The following is an 18239-nucleotide window of genomic DNA, read 5'->3' on the forward strand; positions in this document are numbered from 1 at the left end:
ATGTGGAGACCACGACGTCACTCTCGGTTCCGGCGACGGCGATCACGGGTACGGCTGTTGATCTGACCGCTACCGTGGCTCCGAATACTGCTGTCGGTACGGTGCAGTTCAAGTCGAACGGCACGGCAATCGGCTCCCCGGTCACGGTGACTGGTGGTGTTGCGACGCTTTCGCACGCGTTCGATGTTGCTGGTGCGCAGAGTGTTACGGCCGACTTCACCGCTGGAGCTGGGTTTGTCAGCTCGTCGGCGCCTGCTCAGACGGTGACGGTGTCGGATCCGGCTCCGGGGGATGTGGAGACGACGACGTCGTTGTCGGTTCCGGCGACTGCCGTCACGGGTGCGGCGGTTGATCTGACGGCGACGGTTGCTCCGAACAATGCTGTCGGTACGGTGCAGTTCAAGTCGAACGGCACGGCCATTGGTTCACCGGTGACAGTCACGTCGGGTGTTGCGACGCTCTCGCATTCGTTCGATGTTGCTGGTGCACAAAGTGTTACCGCTGACTTCACCGCTGGTGCTGGGTTTGTGAGTTCGTCGGCGCCTGCTCAGACGGTGACGGTGTCGGATCCGGCTCCGGTCGACAAGGCGACAAAGACGGTGCTGAGTGTTCAGGGTGAAGCCAAGGTCGGACTGCCTGTTGATCTCTTCGCGACAGTGTCCGAAGATCCCTCGGACGCCCTGGTGCCGTCCGGCGGAACGGTCCAGTTCAAGATCGGTGGAGTCGATCTGGGCGCCCCGGTCGCGGTTGTTGACGGAGTTGCCAAGCTGCCGCACGTGTTCGGAGCAGAAGGCACCTTTGCAGTCTCGGCTGCATTCAGTGGATCCGGTGTGTTCACGTCGTCCGCTGCGGAGTCTGTCGACGTCAATGTCACGGTTCCGACCCCGTCGGATGTCGAAAGCTCTACGTCGTTGACGGCTCCGTCCTCGGCAAAGGTCGGCACGGCGGTGCAGCTGAAGGCTGTGGTCAGTTCTTCCGGCGCGACGTCGGGAACCGTCCAGTTCTTCGACGGAACGACTCCGATCGGAACTGCCGTTGATGTTGTCGGTGGGCAGGCCGTGCTGAGCCACACCTTCACCACGACCGGCAACCATTCGATCACCGCGGTCTACAGCGGAGCCCAGGGCGTCACGGGTTCCACGTCGACTGCATCGGTTGTGAACGTCGGTAACGGGGGTGTTGGCTCCGGTTCGCTCGGTTCGCTGTCGCTGCCGTTCGGTTCATGATTCTCCGATGATGTGATGCCCCCTTGCGCCCATAGGTGCAAGGGGGCATTGCTCTTCGGGAATCGCTGATCGGTCGTTAGCTGAACTATTGGCAATTCGTGAATATTGTCTGAAATAACTGATACAAGTACTACTTTTGACGGGTACTGTACGAGCGTCCAGCTCCATTCCGATTTCCGCTCTGTTCGAGTGACCTCCTTCCGTGCGGTTCCCGATCCACGTCTGTTGCTAGCTGAGGAGAGTTCGTGTTGGTGAAAAGAAGTTCCGCGGTCGTGGTGGCGGCGTTGGTCGGTGGCGTGCTGGTGGCAGGTGGCGTTGCTTCGGCAGCTCCGACGTCATCTCCCCCGGTGGAGAACTCGATCGGGTTCAAGCTGGGTTGCGATGGTTATGAACATCTGGCTGTTGATATCGCGGATGTGTTTCATTCGACGGGTGTGACGGTGTCTGCGCCGGAGAAGGTGGTGGCGGGGTCGACGTTCACCTATCGGGTTCAGCCGAACGTGATGTCGGTGCCGACGGGTGGGCATGCAGGCCGCAGTGTCGGTAAGTGGACGCGGCTCAAGTACGACTTCGATATACCTGCAGGGGTGTCGTTGGTGGATGCTCAGGTCGTGGCAGGTACTTCGTCGAATTTGTCCGGTGTGACTCCGTCGGTGATTCGGATCAACGACGGCGGTTCGCCGGATGGCGCGGGTACGCATCTGCGTATTTCGGGGAACAATCAGACTGCTGACTCGAACAACAAGGGCGGTAACGGCCCGAGCACGAGCAAGAACAGTGACGGTGGAATCGAGGTAGGGGCAGGGAAGACCTTCCGGTTGCCGGCGATCGACGTGACGGTGGTTGCCGGTGCCGCGGGTAGTACGGTGCAGCCGAAGTTGCGTGCCACAGATGGTGATTCGGGTGCGTTCAATTCGCCGAAGAATGCGTTCACGTTCTTGCAGTACGAGACCCTTTGGCCGGGGTACTGGGAGCGCTACAACTGCTCTCCGCGCGATTCGAGTGGTGGTGGGTTGAATGCGGGTGGTCAGGCATTGGCCACCGTCAACGTCGTCTCGCAGGCGGCGACCTCGACCACAGTGACATCCGGCGCGGCTGCAACGGTCGGTCAGTCGACCGATTTGGTTGCGCAGGTCTCCCCGGCACCGACAGGCGGCACCGTTCAGTTCAAGGATGGCGGAACTGACATCGGCGCCCCGGTGGCCGTCGTCAATGGCGTTGCCACACTGCCACATACATTCACCGCGGCAGGCGATCACTCCATCACCGCTGTATACGACGGTGTTCTCGAGTTTCTGACATCCACGTCACCAGCACGCACAGTGAGCGTGGCCGCTGCCGATGTACAGACGACTGCGTCGTTGACAGTCCCGAGTAGTGCCGTCGAGCAGACCTCGGTCGCGCTGACCGCAAACATCTCACCGGCAGCTAACGGCGGAACGGTCCAGTTCAAGGACGGTGGCATCGACATCGGCGGACCCATCGCGGTGACTGGCGGAGCGGCGACCCTGGATCACACGTTCACTACGGCGGGATCGCACTCGATCACTGCGGTCTACTCAGGTACTGCAGGTTTTGGTGGTTCGACCGCGCAAGCTCAGACCATCGAGATCTCGAGCTCATCGCTGAGTACGACTACAACGCTTCAAGTTCCGGCTACGGCGGTTACGGGTACTGCTGTTGATCTGACTGCGACGGTTGCTCCGAGCAATGCTGTGGGTTCGGTGCAGTTCAAGTCGAACGGTGCGGCGATCGGTTCTCCGGTGACTGTTGCCGGTGGGTCCGCAATTCTGTCGCATGCGTTCAGTGTTGCTGGTGCTCAAAGTGTTACCGCTGACTTCACTGCTGCTGCAGGGTTTGTGAGTTCGTCGGCGTCGGCTCGGACGGTGACGGTGTCGGATCCGGCTCCGGTGGATGTCCAGACCATGACCTCACTCTCGGTTCCGGCGACTGCCGTCACGGGTACGGTTGTTGATCTGACGGCGACGGTTGCTCCGAACAACGCTGTGGGTTCGGTGCAGTTCAAGTCGAATGGCACTGCGATCGGTTCACCGGTGACGGTGACTGGCGGTGTTGCGACATTGAGCCATACGTTCGATACTGCTGGTGCTCAAAGTGTTACCGCTGACTTCACTGCTGCTGCAGGGTTTGTGAGTTCGTCGGCGTCGGCTCGGACGGTGACGGTGTCGGATCCGGCTCCGGTGGATGTCCAGACCATGACCTCACTCTCGGTTCCGGCGACTGCCGTCACGGGTACGGTTGTTGATCTGACGGCGACGGTTGCTCCGAACAACGCTGTGGGTTCGGTGCAGTTCAAGTCGAATGGCACTGCGATCGGTTCCCCGGTGACGGTGTCCGGTGGCACCGCGACCCTCTCACATTCTTTCGATGCTGCTGGTGCGCAGAGCATTACCGCGGATTTCACCGCTGGTTCCGGATTCAAGAACTCGGTTGCGAGTGCGAAGTCAGTTCAGGTCAGTGTTGCCGACCAGGAATCCGTCGTCGAACTGAATATCCCGACCGACGCCAAAACTGGTGTGGCGACCGACTTGTGGGCAACCGTCCGAACGTCGTCGGATGATGCTGTCGGCGTCGGAACCGTGCAGTTCTACGACGGTGGCGTCGCGATCGGCGGTCCTGAAGCGGTTACGGCCGGCGCTGCCGGCCTGACGCATTCGTTTACCTCTGCGGGTGCGCACAGCATCACTGCGGTCTATTCGGGAGGAGCCGGTGTAGTCGGATCCTCGGCCCAAGCGCGGACGGTGAATGTAACGGACCCTGCGCCTTCGGATGTCACCACGGAGACTGTGGTGACGGCGCCTGCCGATGCTGTGGTGAACAAGTCGGTGACGCTGTCGGCGACTGTCAGTTCGGTGCAGAACGGTGGAACGGTGCAGTTCATGGATGGGGACACCCCGATCGGTGACGCTGTGGCGGTGGTCAACGGGATCGCGGCGCTGAACCACACCTTCACCACAACTGGCGCGCATTCGATTTCGGCAATCTACAGTGGCGCAGCCGGATTCACAGGCTCCACCTCGACGGCCCACGCAATTCAGGTCAAGGCTGCAACCGGTGGTGGCACGGGCAGCCTTGGTTCAGGCAGCGCTGGCTCGAGCGATTTCCTTCCCTTCGGTTCCTGACCGAAGCAGTTCAGGTCGCGGCCCCGAGTAAATATCCCTCGGGGCCGATCGACAGGGTGAACTGCATCGAGCGCGAGTTACCGGTTCCGTCGCTGACGGGCAGGGTGACACGGACGTAGTCGCCGCGAACCGGAGTGACTGTTGCAGCGTCGGCGTCGAAAGACTTGATACCGGCCAGCTGATTCGGATCGAGCTTGAGAGGCGGCTGGCCGGTTGCGCCGGTGCCGTCCGGATCCCACGGGCTGTTGCCGGGGCAGATCAGTGGATAGAACGTCTCGACGTCGCGGGTATTGACCGGCCGTCCCGTGGCGCGTGAGAGAAACCTGACGACGGCGTGGGAAGCGTCGGCCGCGGTGTAGAAGTTTGATTGCCCCGCAGGGAAGACGAACGGGCACGCATAGCCGGAAGCGATCTCCGAGCGCTTGGCGGCGACGGAGAGTCCGCCGCCGCTCCAGGTGACCGCGTACTGGCCGTCGACGCCTGGTGCGGCGATGGCCGTCAAGATGGCGGGAACATCCGAGTATCGGTCGGCGATCGTTGTGGGCGGCATCGTCCAGCATGCGTTCGTGAGCGCGTCCACGTCCAAGGACACCAGGTCCGTTGCCCAAGCTGCCAAGGCCGGCGCAGCAGCCGGATTGCCGGGCACGTCACCAACCGGAGGTGGCGCGGCCGGCGCAGCGGGCGCAATTGTCGTCGTGGGTGCGAGAGTGGTTGTCGTCGTGGTTTCAGTCGTCGGCGGAGACGGTTCGTCCGTCAGGATTCCCGTCCGTCCGTCGTCCTCACATGCGGTTATCGCCAACGTCATGGCGAGTGCGACTGCCCCCACTGCCGCTCGTCCTGCCGACTTCATTCGTTCGTACGCCCCTTTTGCGACATTCTGACCAACATCCACCCCAGAACTGCTGCGGGTCAGATCACGGATTCCCGTCTACGCTAGCGAACTGTGGATCCCGTTTACAGAACAGTCATCGGCATCGCCCGTACCGTCTTCGCTTTCGAGGGCCTGAAGTTCTCCGTCAAGGGAGAGCAGAACATCCCGGCGTCCGGTGGCGCCGTGATCGCGATCAACCACACCGGGTACATGGACTTCACGTATGCGGGACTGCCGGCACGGACCCCGAAGCGCTACATCCGGTTCATGGCCAAGAAAGAGGTCTTCGACAACAAGATCTCCGGACCGATCATGCGGGCCCTCAAGCACATCCCGGTCGACCGCGGCGCGGGCGCCGACTCCTACAAGGCGGCCGTAGATTTCCTGAAGCGCGGCGAATTGGTGGGCGTGTACCCCGAAGCCACGATCAGTCGGAGCTTCGAGATCAAGGAATTCAAGTCCGGCGCCGCCCGCATGGCGATCGAGGCGGGCGTCCCGATCGTTCCCGTCGTCATCTGGGGCGCTCAGCGCGTGTGGACGAAGGGTTATCCGAAGCGTTTGGGCCGCACCAACACTCCCATCTCCATTGCCGTCGGCGAGCCGATTGCACCTTTCGAGCCGGCGAGTGAGCTGACGGCGAAGCTGCGGTCGACGATGCAGGAGTTGCTGCTCGATCTGCAGAAGAACTACGACCATCCCGCCGGCGAGTACTGGGTGCCGGCCCGCCTCGGTGGCAGCGCGCCGACGCTCGAGCAGGCCGACAAGATGGATGCCGATGAGGCCGAGGCGAAAGCCAAGGCTCGCGAGGCGCGGAAGTCCGAAGGCTGACCGATGTCCTTCGAACCCGTTTACACCGCTGTCGAGGTAGTCGCGCGTGGTCTGAGCGGTTTCCAGGGTGTGAAGGTCACCCGCACCGGGACTGAGAACGTCCCGGTGTCCGGCGGTGCCGTCATCGCGATCAACCACACGAGCTACCTCGATTTCATACCGGCGGCCCTGGCGGTCGGCACCGCGAAACGCAAGCTCAGGGTGATGGCAAAGGCCGAGTTGGCGGACAACAAGGTACTCGGCTTCCTCATGCGTGGATGCGGAGTCATCGAAGTCGATCGCTCTGCCGGAGCGCAGGCGTATCGAGCCGGAGTCGACGCCCTGAAACGGGGCGAACTGGTGGGCGTCTACCCGGAGGCGACGATCAGCCGGAGCTTCGAGATCAAGGAAATGAAATCCGGAGCAGCTCGGATGGCCATCGACGCCGGCGTACCGATAATTCCGCTGATCGTCTGGGGCGCCCAGCGGATCGTCACCAAGGGCGGACCGAAAAATCTGGGCCGCAATCATTTCCCGATCTCGGTGGAGGTGGGTGCGCCGATCGATCCGGTAGAACCCGCCGAAGCGTTGAGCGAGATTCTGCGCATCGAGATGGATGCAATCCTGCGCCACGTTCAGGACGGGTTCGTGCACGAGCCCGGGGCGTACTGGGTGCCTCGCCGACTCGGCGGTGGCGCACCGACGCCGGAGGAAGCCGCGGCCATGGACGCACAGGAACGCGCGAAGCGGGCGCGCTGAGCGAGACCGTCGTACCGGGCAGGCACAATGGCGGTGTGAGCCCAGACCGTCGTATCAGCCCTGACCGCCCAACCTTGGTTGCGACCGATGTCGACGGCACCCTCATCGATCACGACGAGTTGGTCAGTGCCCGCACCCGCGCCGCCGTGCATGCCGTCGTCGAATCCGGCACGCCGTTCCTGCTGGCAACCGGGCGTCCTCCGCGATGGATTTCGCCCGTCGTCGAGGGCTTGGGATACGCGCCACTCGCCGTCTGCGCCAATGGAGCCGTTGTCTACGACAGCTACGCCGACCGCGTCCTCAGCGCCGCGACCTTGTCGGTCGACGCACTCACCGAACTCTCCGAGCTGGCACTGGTTGCACTCCCGGGCGCAGGTTTGGCCGCGGAACGAGTGGGGGAGAGCGCACATGACGCCGCCACCCCACAGTTCGTCAGCTCACCAGATTACGAACACGCCTGGCTCAACCCGGACAACACCGAGATGTCCGAGGACGAAGTGCTTGCGGCGCCGGCCGTCAAACTCCTGATTCGCCGTCCAGGCATGACCAGCACGGCGATGTACGACACGCTCGCCCCGCACGTCGGTGCGCTCGCCGACATGACGTACTCCACCGAGAACGGACTGATCGAACTCTCGGCGCCGGGCATCACGAAGGCGTCGGGCCTGGTTGCCGCCGCGGAGAGGTTCGGCTTCGACCTGTCGGGTCTGGTGGCCTTCGGGGACATGCCCAACGACATCCCGATGCTGGGGATGGCTCGACTCGGCGTTGCCATGGGCAACGCTCACCCCGAAGCCAAAGCCGCAGCCGACGAGGTCACCGACACCAATTCGGCACACGGGGTCGCAAAAGTCCTCGAGCGCTGGTGGTCGTAGAACCCACCAGCGCCCGAGGACGTGTCTTGCTCGAGTGTCAGCCGACAGGCGCGCTGTTGGCCATTTCCTGGGCAAAGGTCTCGTTGTAGGTCTTGAGGACCTTCGTGACCATGCCGGTGATCTGGTTGAAGATCAGCGAACCGTTCTCGAAGTCGCTTCGCAGGCCGTCCGGGATCGAGTACTCGTCCGAGATCGGCAATCCCAGTTCACCCGCGTCGGAACCGAAACTCTGCCACGACTTGAAGATCTCGCCGAGCACGGTGAACACTCCGCCGTTCGGCGAGGTGTAGACAGCGCCGTTCTGGAACAGCGCACCCTGGTTGCCGAGCTTCGCCTGCAGAATTCCGGACAGTGCCTGGCCGAGGCGTCCGATCTCGCCACCTTCGGCGATCCACTTCTGCGCGAGCGGTGAATTGTCGGTGATCTGCAGAATCTGGGTGACCAGATCCGGGATCGACGAACCGGTGCCACCGGTGACCGTGTCGACCGGAGTGGTCGGCTTGGGCGCAGGCGTCGACGGATTGGAAGGGTTCGAGGGGTTCAACGTTCCCCCGATGTTCGCGGCCGCGATGTTCCGGATGTCGTTCATGTGTGCGTATGCGGCATCACCCGGGCACGCGGTGTTTCCGACGTCGCGGTGGGCGAAGATGATCGGCAGATCGACTGCTGCGCCCTGCGGGTACGGCGTGAACTCGGTGCCCTCGGAGTACATCGTCGTTCGGCCCTTGGGATCGAGTCCGGCCATGCCGAGCTTCCAACCGAGGAACTTGCCGACGGCGTTGAGCGTCGCCTGCGAAGGCTCGACGGTGGAGTAGTCGCCCATCATCGCGATACCGGTGGTGTTCTCGTTGAATCCACCCGCGTGTGCACCCTGAACTGCCTTGTCGAGTCCGCCTGCGCGGCCTTCGAAGGTCTGACCGTACTTGTCGACGAGGACGTTGTATCCGACGTCGCACCAGCCGAGCGTCTGTGCGTGGTAGGCGTAGATCGAGCGGACGATGCCGGCCGATTCGGCCTTCGTGTAGTTGTTGCTACCTGCGGTGTGGTGAACGGTCGCGCCACCGATGAAGTCGTCGTAGGTGGGGGAGTCGCAGCGAAGTGACTCGTCTGCTCCCCACTGAGCACGGGTGATGACGGACGGTCCGCTGCCGCCGAGCGGCGCTGCGACGGCCTGCAGATTGCTGTCTGCCTCGCTGGCACCCGGGTCGATCAACACGGCGGTGACGGCATCTGCTGCCGTCGTCACCTGGCGAAGCGGCTTGGACACCGAAGCGGGTGTGTACCCGAGTTCGCCGGTGGCTGCGGGTGCTTCAGCGGGGGCAGCTTCCGGAGCGGGCGCGGGGGCAGCTTCCGGAGCCGGGGCCGGCACAACCTCGGCTGCGGGAGCAGCGGCGCCCTGCGGCGTGAGGATCTGGATGGACTTGGTGGCGCCGACGAAGACCGGTTCGGTGGCGGTACCGGAGTTGGTGGCCTGATCCGAGCTGGCGGAGTCGATGGCGTCAGGGGTGAACCACGGGCCCCAGGTGCCGTCTTCGGCCAGGGCGCGGACCTTGGACTGCGCCGAGGCGATGGTGTCCGAGGTCAACGCGACCATGCTGAACGGAGTGTCGCGGGTGACTTCCTTGACCACGGCACCTGGCTCTTCCTCGGAAGGAACCGGAGCGGTTTCGGTCGGGGCGCCGGGAGCAGCGGGTGCCGGGAACAGCTCGGTCGGCAGCGTGATCCCGGGAGGTAGCGGGATTTCGGTCGGGAGCTTGAGGTTTCTGAGATCGCCCAGGTTGATGTCGGGGAGATCGAGACCGGTCAGCTCCTTGACCGGAATGATGATGTCGGGCACCGACGCGAGGAGCACCTCTGCGATCTGGGTCGGCACTGCTACTGACGTCGTCTCGTTCGCGGAACGTACATCGGACGTAGTGCTCGTGAAGCCGTAGACCGCAAAAGGACTTGCGACAGCCACTGCGGCTACAGCCCCGAGTACGAGCGAGGGCTTCGGTCGACGGTGTGGCAAGGGATTACTCCTCGGTTGTAGTTACTTGCGAGCGAACTTCAGGGCCGATGACGGCCGTGAACGGAATCCTTCAAAACCGGATCCGAGCAGGTCGGATGCCATGTTCTGGGGTTGAACTCCAGTTTTCGGACGCGTACGTCTGCAACTCGTGATGCTGATGTGACTCGTGTGACTGGTGTTGCTAACTCCAAACACTCTTGCCACACTAGTCACAAAAGTCCATAACGCTCAACCTTAGGGTGAGACTTTAGTTAAATCGTTGTGGACTGGCCTGCGCGCGAAGTACCGACTTCGCGGACTCGTGAGGCCGGTAGCGATGAGGAGAGCATTGATGGCGAGAAGCGGAAGAAGCGGAACTGCAGGTAAGAAGCCTGTGTCCGGTCGCGCAGGTCGCTTTCTGGTGGGCGGACCCGGGAGGCGAACCTCGCTGATGCGGATCTCGGTCCTCGGTCTCGTTCCGGCTCTTGCGCTCGGCGTCGCGATCGGAGGTTTCACGCAAATCCGCGCTGACGAGCCGTCGATCCTGCACGCCGTCGCTGCCGACACGCAATTCACGCTCTCCGGTCACGGCAACGGACATGGCCGTGGAATGGGCCAGTGGGGCGCTTACGGCTACGCCAAGAACGACGGCTGGTCCGGCGAGCGAATCCTCAGTCACTACTACGGCGGAACCGTCCTGGACTCGATGCCGCCCGCCCAGATGAGTGTGCGGCTCACGGCCCAGGACAACTCGACGCTCGACGTCTACTCCGACGCCGGCCTCGTGGTCAACGGTCAGCGCACCGCGCCCGGCGAGGCTGCCCATCTCACTGCACTGCCCGGTGGCGGTGCGCAGGTAGTGGTCACCAGCGGGTGCGGTGGCGGGGTTGTCTGGGAAGCGGTCACCGAGCATCCGTGGGTGGACCCGGTGGACCTCGGTCCTGATCGACCCGCCGACCAGTTCCTGAAGCTGTGCAACAACGATGCGCCCTATCGAGGCGCCCTCGGCGTAGTGCTCGACAACGGCTCGGCTCGGACAGTCAATCTCCTCGACATGGAGGACTACCTGCTCGGCGTGGTGCCGGTCGAAGCGAAGGCCGAATGGGCCGATTCCGGTGGGGCCGAAGCGCTACGGGCGCAAGCCGTGGCAGCACGCTCGTACGCTGCGACCGAGCATCGCAGCTCGTACGCCGACACCTGCGACACTCAGGACTGCCAGGTCTACGGCGGAGCAGGCAAGGAAGATCCCCGCACCACCGAAGCCGTCCGGTCCACCGCCGGCGCCGTTCTGTCGCGTGACGGCAAGATTGTTGCCACCGAATTCTCCTCGTCCACAGGAGGTTACAGCTCCGGCGGTGAATTCCCGGCCGTCGAGGATCTCGGTGACGCCCTTTCTCCGAATCATGACTGGACAGTGAATCTGACCGCAGGGCAGATTGCGGACGCCTTCGATGTGGGTGAGCTGCAATCGCTCAAGATTCTCTCGCGCAACGGATTCGGTACCGACGGCGGGCGAGTGACGGCAGTCGAGGTAGTCGGAACAGATGCAACTGTTGGCGCCACCGGAATTCAGTTCCGCCAGAAACTCGGCCTGAAATCCGACTGGTTCACCATCGGTGACGGTGCGGGTGTGGTAGTGGCACCGGATTCGGAATCGACAGTGCCGGAATCCAATTCGCCATCCGACGATCCATCGGGTACGGTTACGGAGACGCAGATCGAGAAGAAGTATCGGGAGCTCGGCGGTGAAAGCGGCTCTCTCGGTGCTCCTGCCGGCCCGGAGATGCAGTTGCCCTCCGAAGCAGGCACTTTCCGTGTCTACGAAAACGGAACCATCATCTGGACAAAGGTTTTGGGCGCGCAGGTAGTTGATGCCAACGTGCTCCGCGAGTGGATACCGACGGGCGGAAGCTAGGGGAAGGTCGGTCGGTAGCGACTCGCACGTATCGACTCTGAAGGGTCTCTGCCGTAACCCGGCGGAGGCCCTTCAGGTCGTTCAGGGTTCGTTGGTTGTCGGTCAGATGGTCGGGGCGTCGCCGAGCAGGCGGTACTCGAGCCACAACTCCGCACGTTCCGTGGGGGAGCCGAGGTCGAGCTGGAGAAGGCTCTCGATCCGAGCGAGTCTGCTGCGCAACGTATGCCGATGAATATTCAGCGCTGTGGCCGCGGCGTCGCCCACACCGTTGTGTGCCAGCCACATGGCCAAGGTCCGGTAGAGATCGCTACCGCCCTTCGCTTCCAGAAGCGGGCGCAAGTGTGCCGCCGCGAATGCCGTCGAGCGATCCTGGTCGAGAAATGCGGACAATCCGCTCTCCGAGAGTTCGGCGAACCGCATCGAAGGCAGGTTGCGGGCACCGGCCTCGGCTGCTGCCTGCGCGGCTTGGCGTCTGGCGCGCGAGAGATCGTCCCACCACAGCATGTCCGACACGCCGACGGTGACGTCGATTTCGTTGACACGGGCGAGGATTCGCCCGCTGTCGGTAGCCGAGACGACGGCAATCAGTGCACCGTCGGTGATGCCGAACGCCAGATCGCGGCTGAGACCATCGAGCAGTGAGACGGACACGCTCTCGAGCAGGCCACTTGGGCCCGCTACGTGGAAGACCTGGAAAGGCTCGACCGGAAATCCTCCCCACAGTTCCCCGGAGATGTTGCGGGCGAGCGCATTCTGTCCCTCGAACAGCTGATGCATCGCAACGGTACGAAGGTGGTTCATCGTCAGCTGTGCGTCTCGGGTTCGAGCCGTCATCAACGTGAGCAGCGACGCGGCTGCGATGACGATGCCCTGATTCAGTGAACCGACGGCGCCGGGGCAGCCGGCGACGAGGTACCCCATCAGCTTTCCCCTCGACGTCAGCAGCGGATGGGAGATGACGTCCTCGTTCTCACTCGTGAGGAAACTGACTTCCATCGGGCGGGCGTCGCGCTCGGGGGCAGTTCGCTCGATTCCGGCGGCCGCGGCGGTGTGTGAGATCTCGACGGTATGTCCGGCCGAGTCCAGCAGAGCCGCCCATCCGCCGATCAATTCCGCCACCCGTCGTACGACTGCCCGGGTGCCGTTGACCGTCACCGCAGCTTGAAGCAGTCGCCGCAGGCTCTGGTAATTGCTGCGGAGCGCTTTCATGTCGTCGTCGGATTGCGCCTTCGACACCGCTTTGGTCAGGGCGATGAAAGGTGTTCGCAATGGGACGTCGAGAAGGGGCACACTGAAACGGGTGGCCGCATCCACCAGAGTCTGTGGCGCCTGCTCGTATCCGAGGCCGGTTCCGAAACCGATTCCGGCAATTCCGGCCGCCACCAGGGTCCGTACGAATCGGGTCGTTTCCGCGGCCGTCGTCGGTAGTGACACCCCGGTGATGAGTAGTAGTTCACCGCCGTGGAGGAAGGGCGTCGGGTCGGGAAGTTCGGAGACATGTGCCCAGGTCAGGGTGCGATCGAGCTGGTCGTGCCCCGCCAGGACGCGAAGGCCGAACTGTTCGGTCGCACAAAGCTGGCGGAGCGTGATGGGCATGGGTCCAGTCTGACACCTCGGACTCGCCACTTTGTAGTGCCTGCGGTCACGTTTGTACAAAGTGGAGCCTGACGCGAGCTTGCCGAAGGTCCGACACTGGCGCTATCGAAAATGCGCTCCAGAAGAGCGTCACCGAGATCCACCCTCCCGAACAGCCCACAAGGAGTACTGATGTCCAGTACAGACCAGCCGGCACTTCAGCACACGCTGAAGAAGCGGCATCTGTCGATGATTGCGATCGCAGGCGTCATCGGCGCCGGACTGTTCGTCGGCTCCGGTGTGGCGATCCAGGAGACGGGACCCGGTGTCCTGATTTCCTACGCGCTTGCCGGCGTCGTCGTCATCCTCGTGATGCGCATGCTCGGTGAGATGTCGGCAGCGTCGCCGGAAACCGGCTCGTTCTCCTCGTACGCCGACAAGGCCATCGGCCGCTGGGCGGGCTTCTCGATCGGCTGGCTGTACGCCTGGTTCTGGATCATCGTGCTCGGCATCGAGGCCACCGCCGGTGCCCTCATCATGAATCGCTGGGTTCCGGGGGTTCCCCAGTGGACCTGGGCATTGATTCTGATGATCGTGCTGACGCTGACCAACATCATCTCGGTCAAGTCGTTCGGCGAGTTCGAGTTCTGGTTCGCCTCCATCAAGGTCGTCGCCATCATCGCGTTCCTCGGCATGGGCATCGTGGCGATCTGCGGATGGATGCCCGGCGTCGAAGCACCCGGAATGACAAACCTGACCGGTCACGGCGGCTTCCTGCCGAACGGAACAGGAGCGATGCTCGCCGCAGTCCTTGTGGTCGTGTTCTCGTTCTTCGGGGCCGAAATCGCCACGATCGCCGCCGGTGAATCGGCCAACCCGCTCGAAGCTGTTCGCGCAGCCGTCAAATCCGTCGTCTGGCGAATTCTCATCTTCTACATCGGCTCGATCGCGGTGGTCGTCACCCTGCTTCCCTGGGACAGCGCGTCGGTTGCACTCAGCCCGTACGTCGCCGTCATGGACTCCTACGGCATTCCGGCCGCGGGCAACATCATGGACGTCGTCGTCCTCACGTCGGTTCTGTCCTGCCTCAACTCGGGTCTCTACACCGCGAGCCGCATGATCTTCTCCCTCGCCGGCCGCGGCGACGCCCCCAAGTCGCTCTCACGTATCGAGAAGACCGGCGTCCCGATGCGCGCTGTCCTGGTCTCGACGATCGTCGGCTTCCTGACCGTCGGCATGAACTACCTCTCCCCGGACAAGGTCTTCCTGTTCCTGGTCAACTCCTCCGGTGCGATCGCGCTGTTCGTCTGGCTCGTCATCTCGGTGTCCCAGCTGCGCACCCGCCGCAAGCTCGAAGCTTCGGGCCAGGAGCTGGAACTCAAGATGTGGTTCTTCCCGTACCTGACCTACGCCACGATCGCCGCCATCATCGCGCTCTGCATCGGCATGCTCACCCTGGACTCGACGCGCAGCCAGATGATCGTGTCCCTGGGACTTGCAGCGATCCTCGTGGGTATCGGGCTCTACCGCTACCGGAACCACAAAGACACCAACGCCGACGCCGAGGTCGTGCCCGTCGCCGAGAGCGCTCCCACACCCTGACACCAACGTCCCCATCTGCGAGATACTTAGATGTCCTAGTATCGGCCACGGACAGAGAAATCGACGTGAGCACAGCAGATGGGGACAATCATGACCACACCCGAACCGATCGTCATCGTCGACGGGGCCAGGACCCCCGTCGGTAGCTTCGGCGGCGTCTTCAAGGACGTACCCGCACACGAGCTGGGCGCCGCAGCAGCCAAGGCCGCGCTGAGCCGCGCCGGCGTTGCGCCCGAAGACATCGACGAGGTCGTCATGGGCTGCATCGGCCAGGTCGGCCCGGACGCCTACAACGCACGCCGCGTCGGCATCGCCGCCGGACTGCCCGAGAACGTCCCCGCCTACACCGTCAACCGCCTCTGTGGCAGCGGCCTGCAGGCTGTGTGGTCTGCGGCGATGCAGATGCGATGGGGTGCAGCTGCCATCACGCTCGCCGGCGGTGACGAGAGCATGTCTCGCATGCCCTTCTACGACTTCGCCGCCCGCTCGGGCTACAAGCTCGGCGATCGCAGCCTCGTCGACGGCACCGTCGCGATGCTCACCGACCCGTTCAGCAAGGCTCACATGGGCCGCACTGCCGAAGCCGTCGCCCGTAAGTACGGCGTCAGTCGCGAGCAGCAGGACGAGTTCGCCGTCGAATCTCAGCGCCGCGCCGCTACCGACGCAGCGAAGGCGGCATTCGCCGAGGAAATCACTCCCGTCGAGACCGGTGGTCGGCGCTCCGTCACCGTCACCGAGGACGAGCATCCCAAGCCCGGAACCACCGTCGAAACCCTCGCCAAGCTGCGCCCCGCATTCGAAGAGGGCGGATCCGTCACCGCCGGTAACGCGTCGGGGATCAACGACGGCGCCGGCGCACTCGTCCTCGCGACGGGCACCGAGGCAGCCAAGCGCGGTCTCACCGGACTGGTCACGCTCGAAACCGTCACGACGGCAGCCATGGAGCCCGGCCTGATGGGCTACGCTCCCGTGCTCGCTCTCGAAAAGCTCTTTGCGCAAACAGGATTGAAGCCGTCCGACATCGGCACCGCCGAGGTCAACGAGGCCTTTGCTTCGCAGGCCATCGCCGTCATCCGTGACAGTGGCCTGGATCCGGAAAAGACCAACCCGTACGGCGGAGCAATCGCCCTCGGACACCCGGTCGGCGCCACCGGAGCCATCCTCACGCTGCGCGCGGCACGCGACATGGTCCGTCGCGACCTCGAATTCGGCATCGTCACCATGTGCATCGGCGGCGGTCAGGCACTCGCTGCCCTGCTGAAGCGGGTCTGATCATGGCGACCAAGCGCAAGCCGTCGTGGCATGACGACGAGATCGCCGCAGTAGCCGAACTGGCCCGTGGTTTCTTCGATCGTGAACTGATCGCCAAGCGTGAGCAGTGGGACGCTCAGCATCGCGTCGACCGGTCCGTGTGGCTCGAAGCCGGCAAGCTCGGCCTGCTGTGCTGCTCGATTCCCGAGGAATACGGCGGGGGCGGTGGAACTTTCGCGCACGATCTCGCTGTCTTCGAGGCGCAGGGCTACTGCGGTGACTATGCGCTCGGTAACTCCGTGCACAGTGGCATCGTGGCGCACTACGTGCTCGAGTACGGAAGCGAAGAGCAGAAGAAGGCCTGGCTGCCAGGTATGGCGACGGGCGAAATCCTCGGCGCCATCGGAATGACCGAGCCAGGAACAGGTTCCGACCTCAAGGCAATCACCACGTCCGCGGTCCGTGACGGTGACCACTACGTCGTGAACGGGTCGAAGACCTTCATCACCAATGGTGGCAGCGCAGACATGATCGTGCTTGCCGTCAAGACCGACCCCAAAGCGGGCGCCAAGGGTGTCTCGCTCCTGATCGTGGATCTTCGTGACTGCGAAGGCTTTGCGGTCGGCCGCGTGCTCGACAAGGTCGGTCAGCACGGCGCCGATACGTCGGAGCTGTCCTTCACCGACGTTCGCGTTCCCGTCTCGAACCTCCTCGGTGAGTCCGAGGGGCTCGGCTTCGGTCAGTTGATGGCGCAGCTGGTGCAGGAACGCCTCATCATCGGCGCGCAGGCCATCGGCACCATCGAGCGTGCAGTCGAGGAGACCGTCGCATACACCAAGGCGCGTCAAGCGTTCGGGCACAGCCTCTTCGAGTTCCAGAACACCGCCTTCGAGCTGGCCGAGTGCCAGACGATCGCACGCACCTGCCGTGTCTTCCTCGACAACTGCATCGAGGATCACCTCAACGGCGAGCTGGACGGCGCAGACGCCGCGATGGTCAAGTACTGGCTCACTGAGCAGCAATGCGCCGTCGTCGACCGGTGCGTGCAGCTCTACGGCGGATACGGCTACATGCGTGAGTACCCGATCGCGCGCATGTACGAGGACTCCCGCGTCCAGAAGATCTACGCCGGCGCCAACGAAGTGATGAAGGGCATCATCGCGAAGAGTCTTTGATCACCGGCGTCGAAAACCATTGACACCGACCAGGCACCCACCGAGCATTTCGGTGGGTGCCTTTGTGTGTGCCCACAAGCGGTATCGAGCTGTTCGGAAGGCAAACACTGATGAGCTTCACCATCGACGTCGGGTCGGCGCGCGTCACCCAACTGACAGAGCTGGCGCACTGGCCGTTTCCGCCGCGAGAGCTCTTTCCCCAGACGAGTGAGGCGGAGATAGAGGAAGCGTCGGCGCGGCTGACACCGGAGTTCTTCGACGCGGGTAGCGGTGACCTCGTACTTGCCATCCACACCTACCTGGTGGAAATCGGCGGCAAGGCCATCGTGGTCGACACCGGCAACGGCAACAGCAAGCACCGGCCGAACCTCTTGCCGCATCACATGTTCGGCACCGACTACCTCTCACGCTTCGCAGCCACCGGTGTGTCCGTCGACGACGTCGATCTGGTGGTCAGCACACATCTGCACCCCGACCACTGTGGCTGGAACACCGCCCTCGACGCCGAAACCTGGCGGCCTACCTTCCCCCGCGCGACCTACATTTTCGATCGCACCGAACTGGCCGCGCTCCAACAACTCGCCGCCGACGGTCCACACGAAGGAGTGGTCTCGGATCTGGCGCAGACCTTCGAGGACAGCGTCCGTCCCGTTCTGGACGGGGCGAAGTGGGAGGCGGTCGACGACGGCCACGTCCTGGCCGAGTCCGAAGGCACTCGCGTCGTCGTGCGCAGCGCGCCCGGCCACACGCCGGGCCATATCGTGATCGAGATTCGCACTGCCGACGGCGGCGCCGTCATCTCCGGCGATGTGATCCACCACCCGATCCAGTTTCTGTACCCGGACCTCAGCCAGGGCGGCGACGCGGATCCCGAGATCGCCAGGGTCACCCGCCGCGAACTTCTCGAACGCTGCGCGTCGGAGGGACTCCTTCTACTTCCCGCACACTTTCCGGTCGACGAACCGATCGCGATCGAATTCGATTCGAGCGGTGCACCGAGTGCTTCCGGTCCGATCGGTCTCGCAGCGTCCTGACTTGCCGCATCGGCCC

Annotated in this window: 13 protein-coding genes; 10 read left to right on the top strand and 3 right to left on the bottom strand. The window is 63.5% G+C overall.

Translation table 11 applies throughout. From position 1 onward, the window contains the following. Nucleotides 1-1226, top strand: a 1226-nt coding sequence (locus RWT78_RS14635; protein WP_314676426.1) for an Ig-like domain-containing protein, incomplete at its 5' end; no start/stop codon positions are given. A 251-nt stretch (nt 1227-1477) separates the two neighbouring features. Beyond that, nucleotides 1478-4369, top strand: coding sequence for an Ig-like domain-containing protein (locus tag RWT78_RS14640; protein WP_314676427.1), 2892 nt, complete (start codon nt 1478-1480; stop codon nt 4367-4369). 10 nt (nt 4370-4379) lie between these two features. Here the strand turns inward: RWT78_RS14640 and RWT78_RS14645 are convergent, their stop codons facing one another. Next, on the bottom strand, nt 4380-5219 hold the full coding sequence (locus RWT78_RS14645) for a hypothetical protein (protein WP_314676428.1): 840 nt from the start codon (nt 5217-5219) through the stop codon (nt 4380-4382). Nucleotides 5220-5312: 93 nt separating this feature from the next. Between RWT78_RS14645 and RWT78_RS14650 the strand changes: the two genes are divergently transcribed. Genes RWT78_RS14650 through RWT78_RS14660 form a run of 3 tightly spaced genes read left to right on the top strand, consistent with a single transcriptional unit; the run spans nt 5313 to nt 7681 of the window. Then, on the top strand, nt 5313-6068 hold the full coding sequence (locus RWT78_RS14650) for a 1-acyl-sn-glycerol-3-phosphate acyltransferase (RefSeq protein WP_003943903.1): 756 nt from the start codon (nt 5313-5315) through the stop codon (nt 6066-6068). 3 nt (nt 6069-6071) lie between these two features. Continuing rightward, nucleotides 6072-6806 carry a 1-acyl-sn-glycerol-3-phosphate acyltransferase gene (locus RWT78_RS14655; protein WP_007731829.1) on the top strand — a complete coding sequence of 245 codons (735 nt, stop codon included), beginning with the start codon at nt 6072-6074 and terminating at the stop codon, nt 6804-6806. Nucleotides 6807-6859: 53 nt separating this feature from the next. Next, nucleotides 6860-7681: a Cof-type HAD-IIB family hydrolase gene (locus tag RWT78_RS14660; RefSeq protein WP_037131235.1), complete on the top strand. Its 822-nt coding sequence runs from the start codon at nt 6860-6862 to the stop codon at nt 7679-7681. Between the two features lie 37 nt (nt 7682-7718). Here the strand turns inward: RWT78_RS14660 and RWT78_RS14665 are convergent, their stop codons facing one another. Next, nucleotides 7719-9692, bottom strand: a complete 1974-nt coding sequence (locus RWT78_RS14665; protein ID WP_003943924.1) for an N-acetylmuramoyl-L-alanine amidase — start codon at nt 9690-9692, stop codon at nt 7719-7721. Nucleotides 9693-10023: 331 nt separating this feature from the next. Between RWT78_RS14665 and RWT78_RS14670 the strand changes: the two genes are divergently transcribed. Further along, nucleotides 10024-11586 (top strand): SpoIID/LytB domain-containing protein, encoded by a 1563-nt coding sequence (locus RWT78_RS14670; RefSeq protein WP_007731827.1) that lies wholly within the window; start codon nt 10024-10026, stop codon nt 11584-11586. 102 nt (nt 11587-11688) lie between these two features. On the opposite strand, the gene RWT78_RS14675 is transcribed toward RWT78_RS14670, so the two are convergent. Further along, nucleotides 11689-13182 carry a PucR family transcriptional regulator gene (locus tag RWT78_RS14675; protein WP_314676429.1) on the bottom strand — a complete coding sequence of 498 codons (1494 nt, stop codon included), beginning with the start codon at nt 13180-13182 and terminating at the stop codon, nt 11689-11691. Between the two features lie 171 nt (nt 13183-13353). On the opposite strand from RWT78_RS14675, the gene RWT78_RS14680 reads away from it, so the two are divergent. From RWT78_RS14680 to RWT78_RS14695, 4 genes are all read left to right on the top strand, one after another. Continuing rightward, a complete protein-coding gene (locus RWT78_RS14680) occupies nt 13354-14763 on the top strand; it encodes an amino acid permease (RefSeq protein ID WP_314676430.1) in 1410 nt (469 codons plus the stop codon). Nucleotides 14764-14853: 90 nt separating this feature from the next. Continuing rightward, on the top strand, nt 14854-16035 hold the full coding sequence (locus RWT78_RS14685; protein ID WP_007731825.1) for a thiolase family protein: 1182 nt from the start codon (nt 14854-14856) through the stop codon (nt 16033-16035). 2 nt (nt 16036-16037) lie between these two features. After that, on the top strand, nt 16038-17189 hold the full coding sequence (locus tag RWT78_RS14690) for an acyl-CoA dehydrogenase family protein (protein WP_003943897.1): 1152 nt from the start codon (nt 16038-16040) through the stop codon (nt 17187-17189). 110 nt (nt 17190-17299) lie between these two features. Beyond that, nucleotides 17300-18223, top strand: coding sequence for an MBL fold metallo-hydrolase (locus RWT78_RS14695; RefSeq protein ID WP_003943958.1), 924 nt, complete (start codon nt 17300-17302; stop codon nt 18221-18223). Nucleotides 18224-18239 lie beyond the last annotated feature (16 nt).

This window comes from uncultured Rhodococcus sp., assembly GCF_963525155.1.
Taxonomy (GTDB): Bacteria; Actinomycetota; Actinomycetes; order Mycobacteriales; family Mycobacteriaceae; genus Rhodococcus_F; species Rhodococcus_F qingshengii.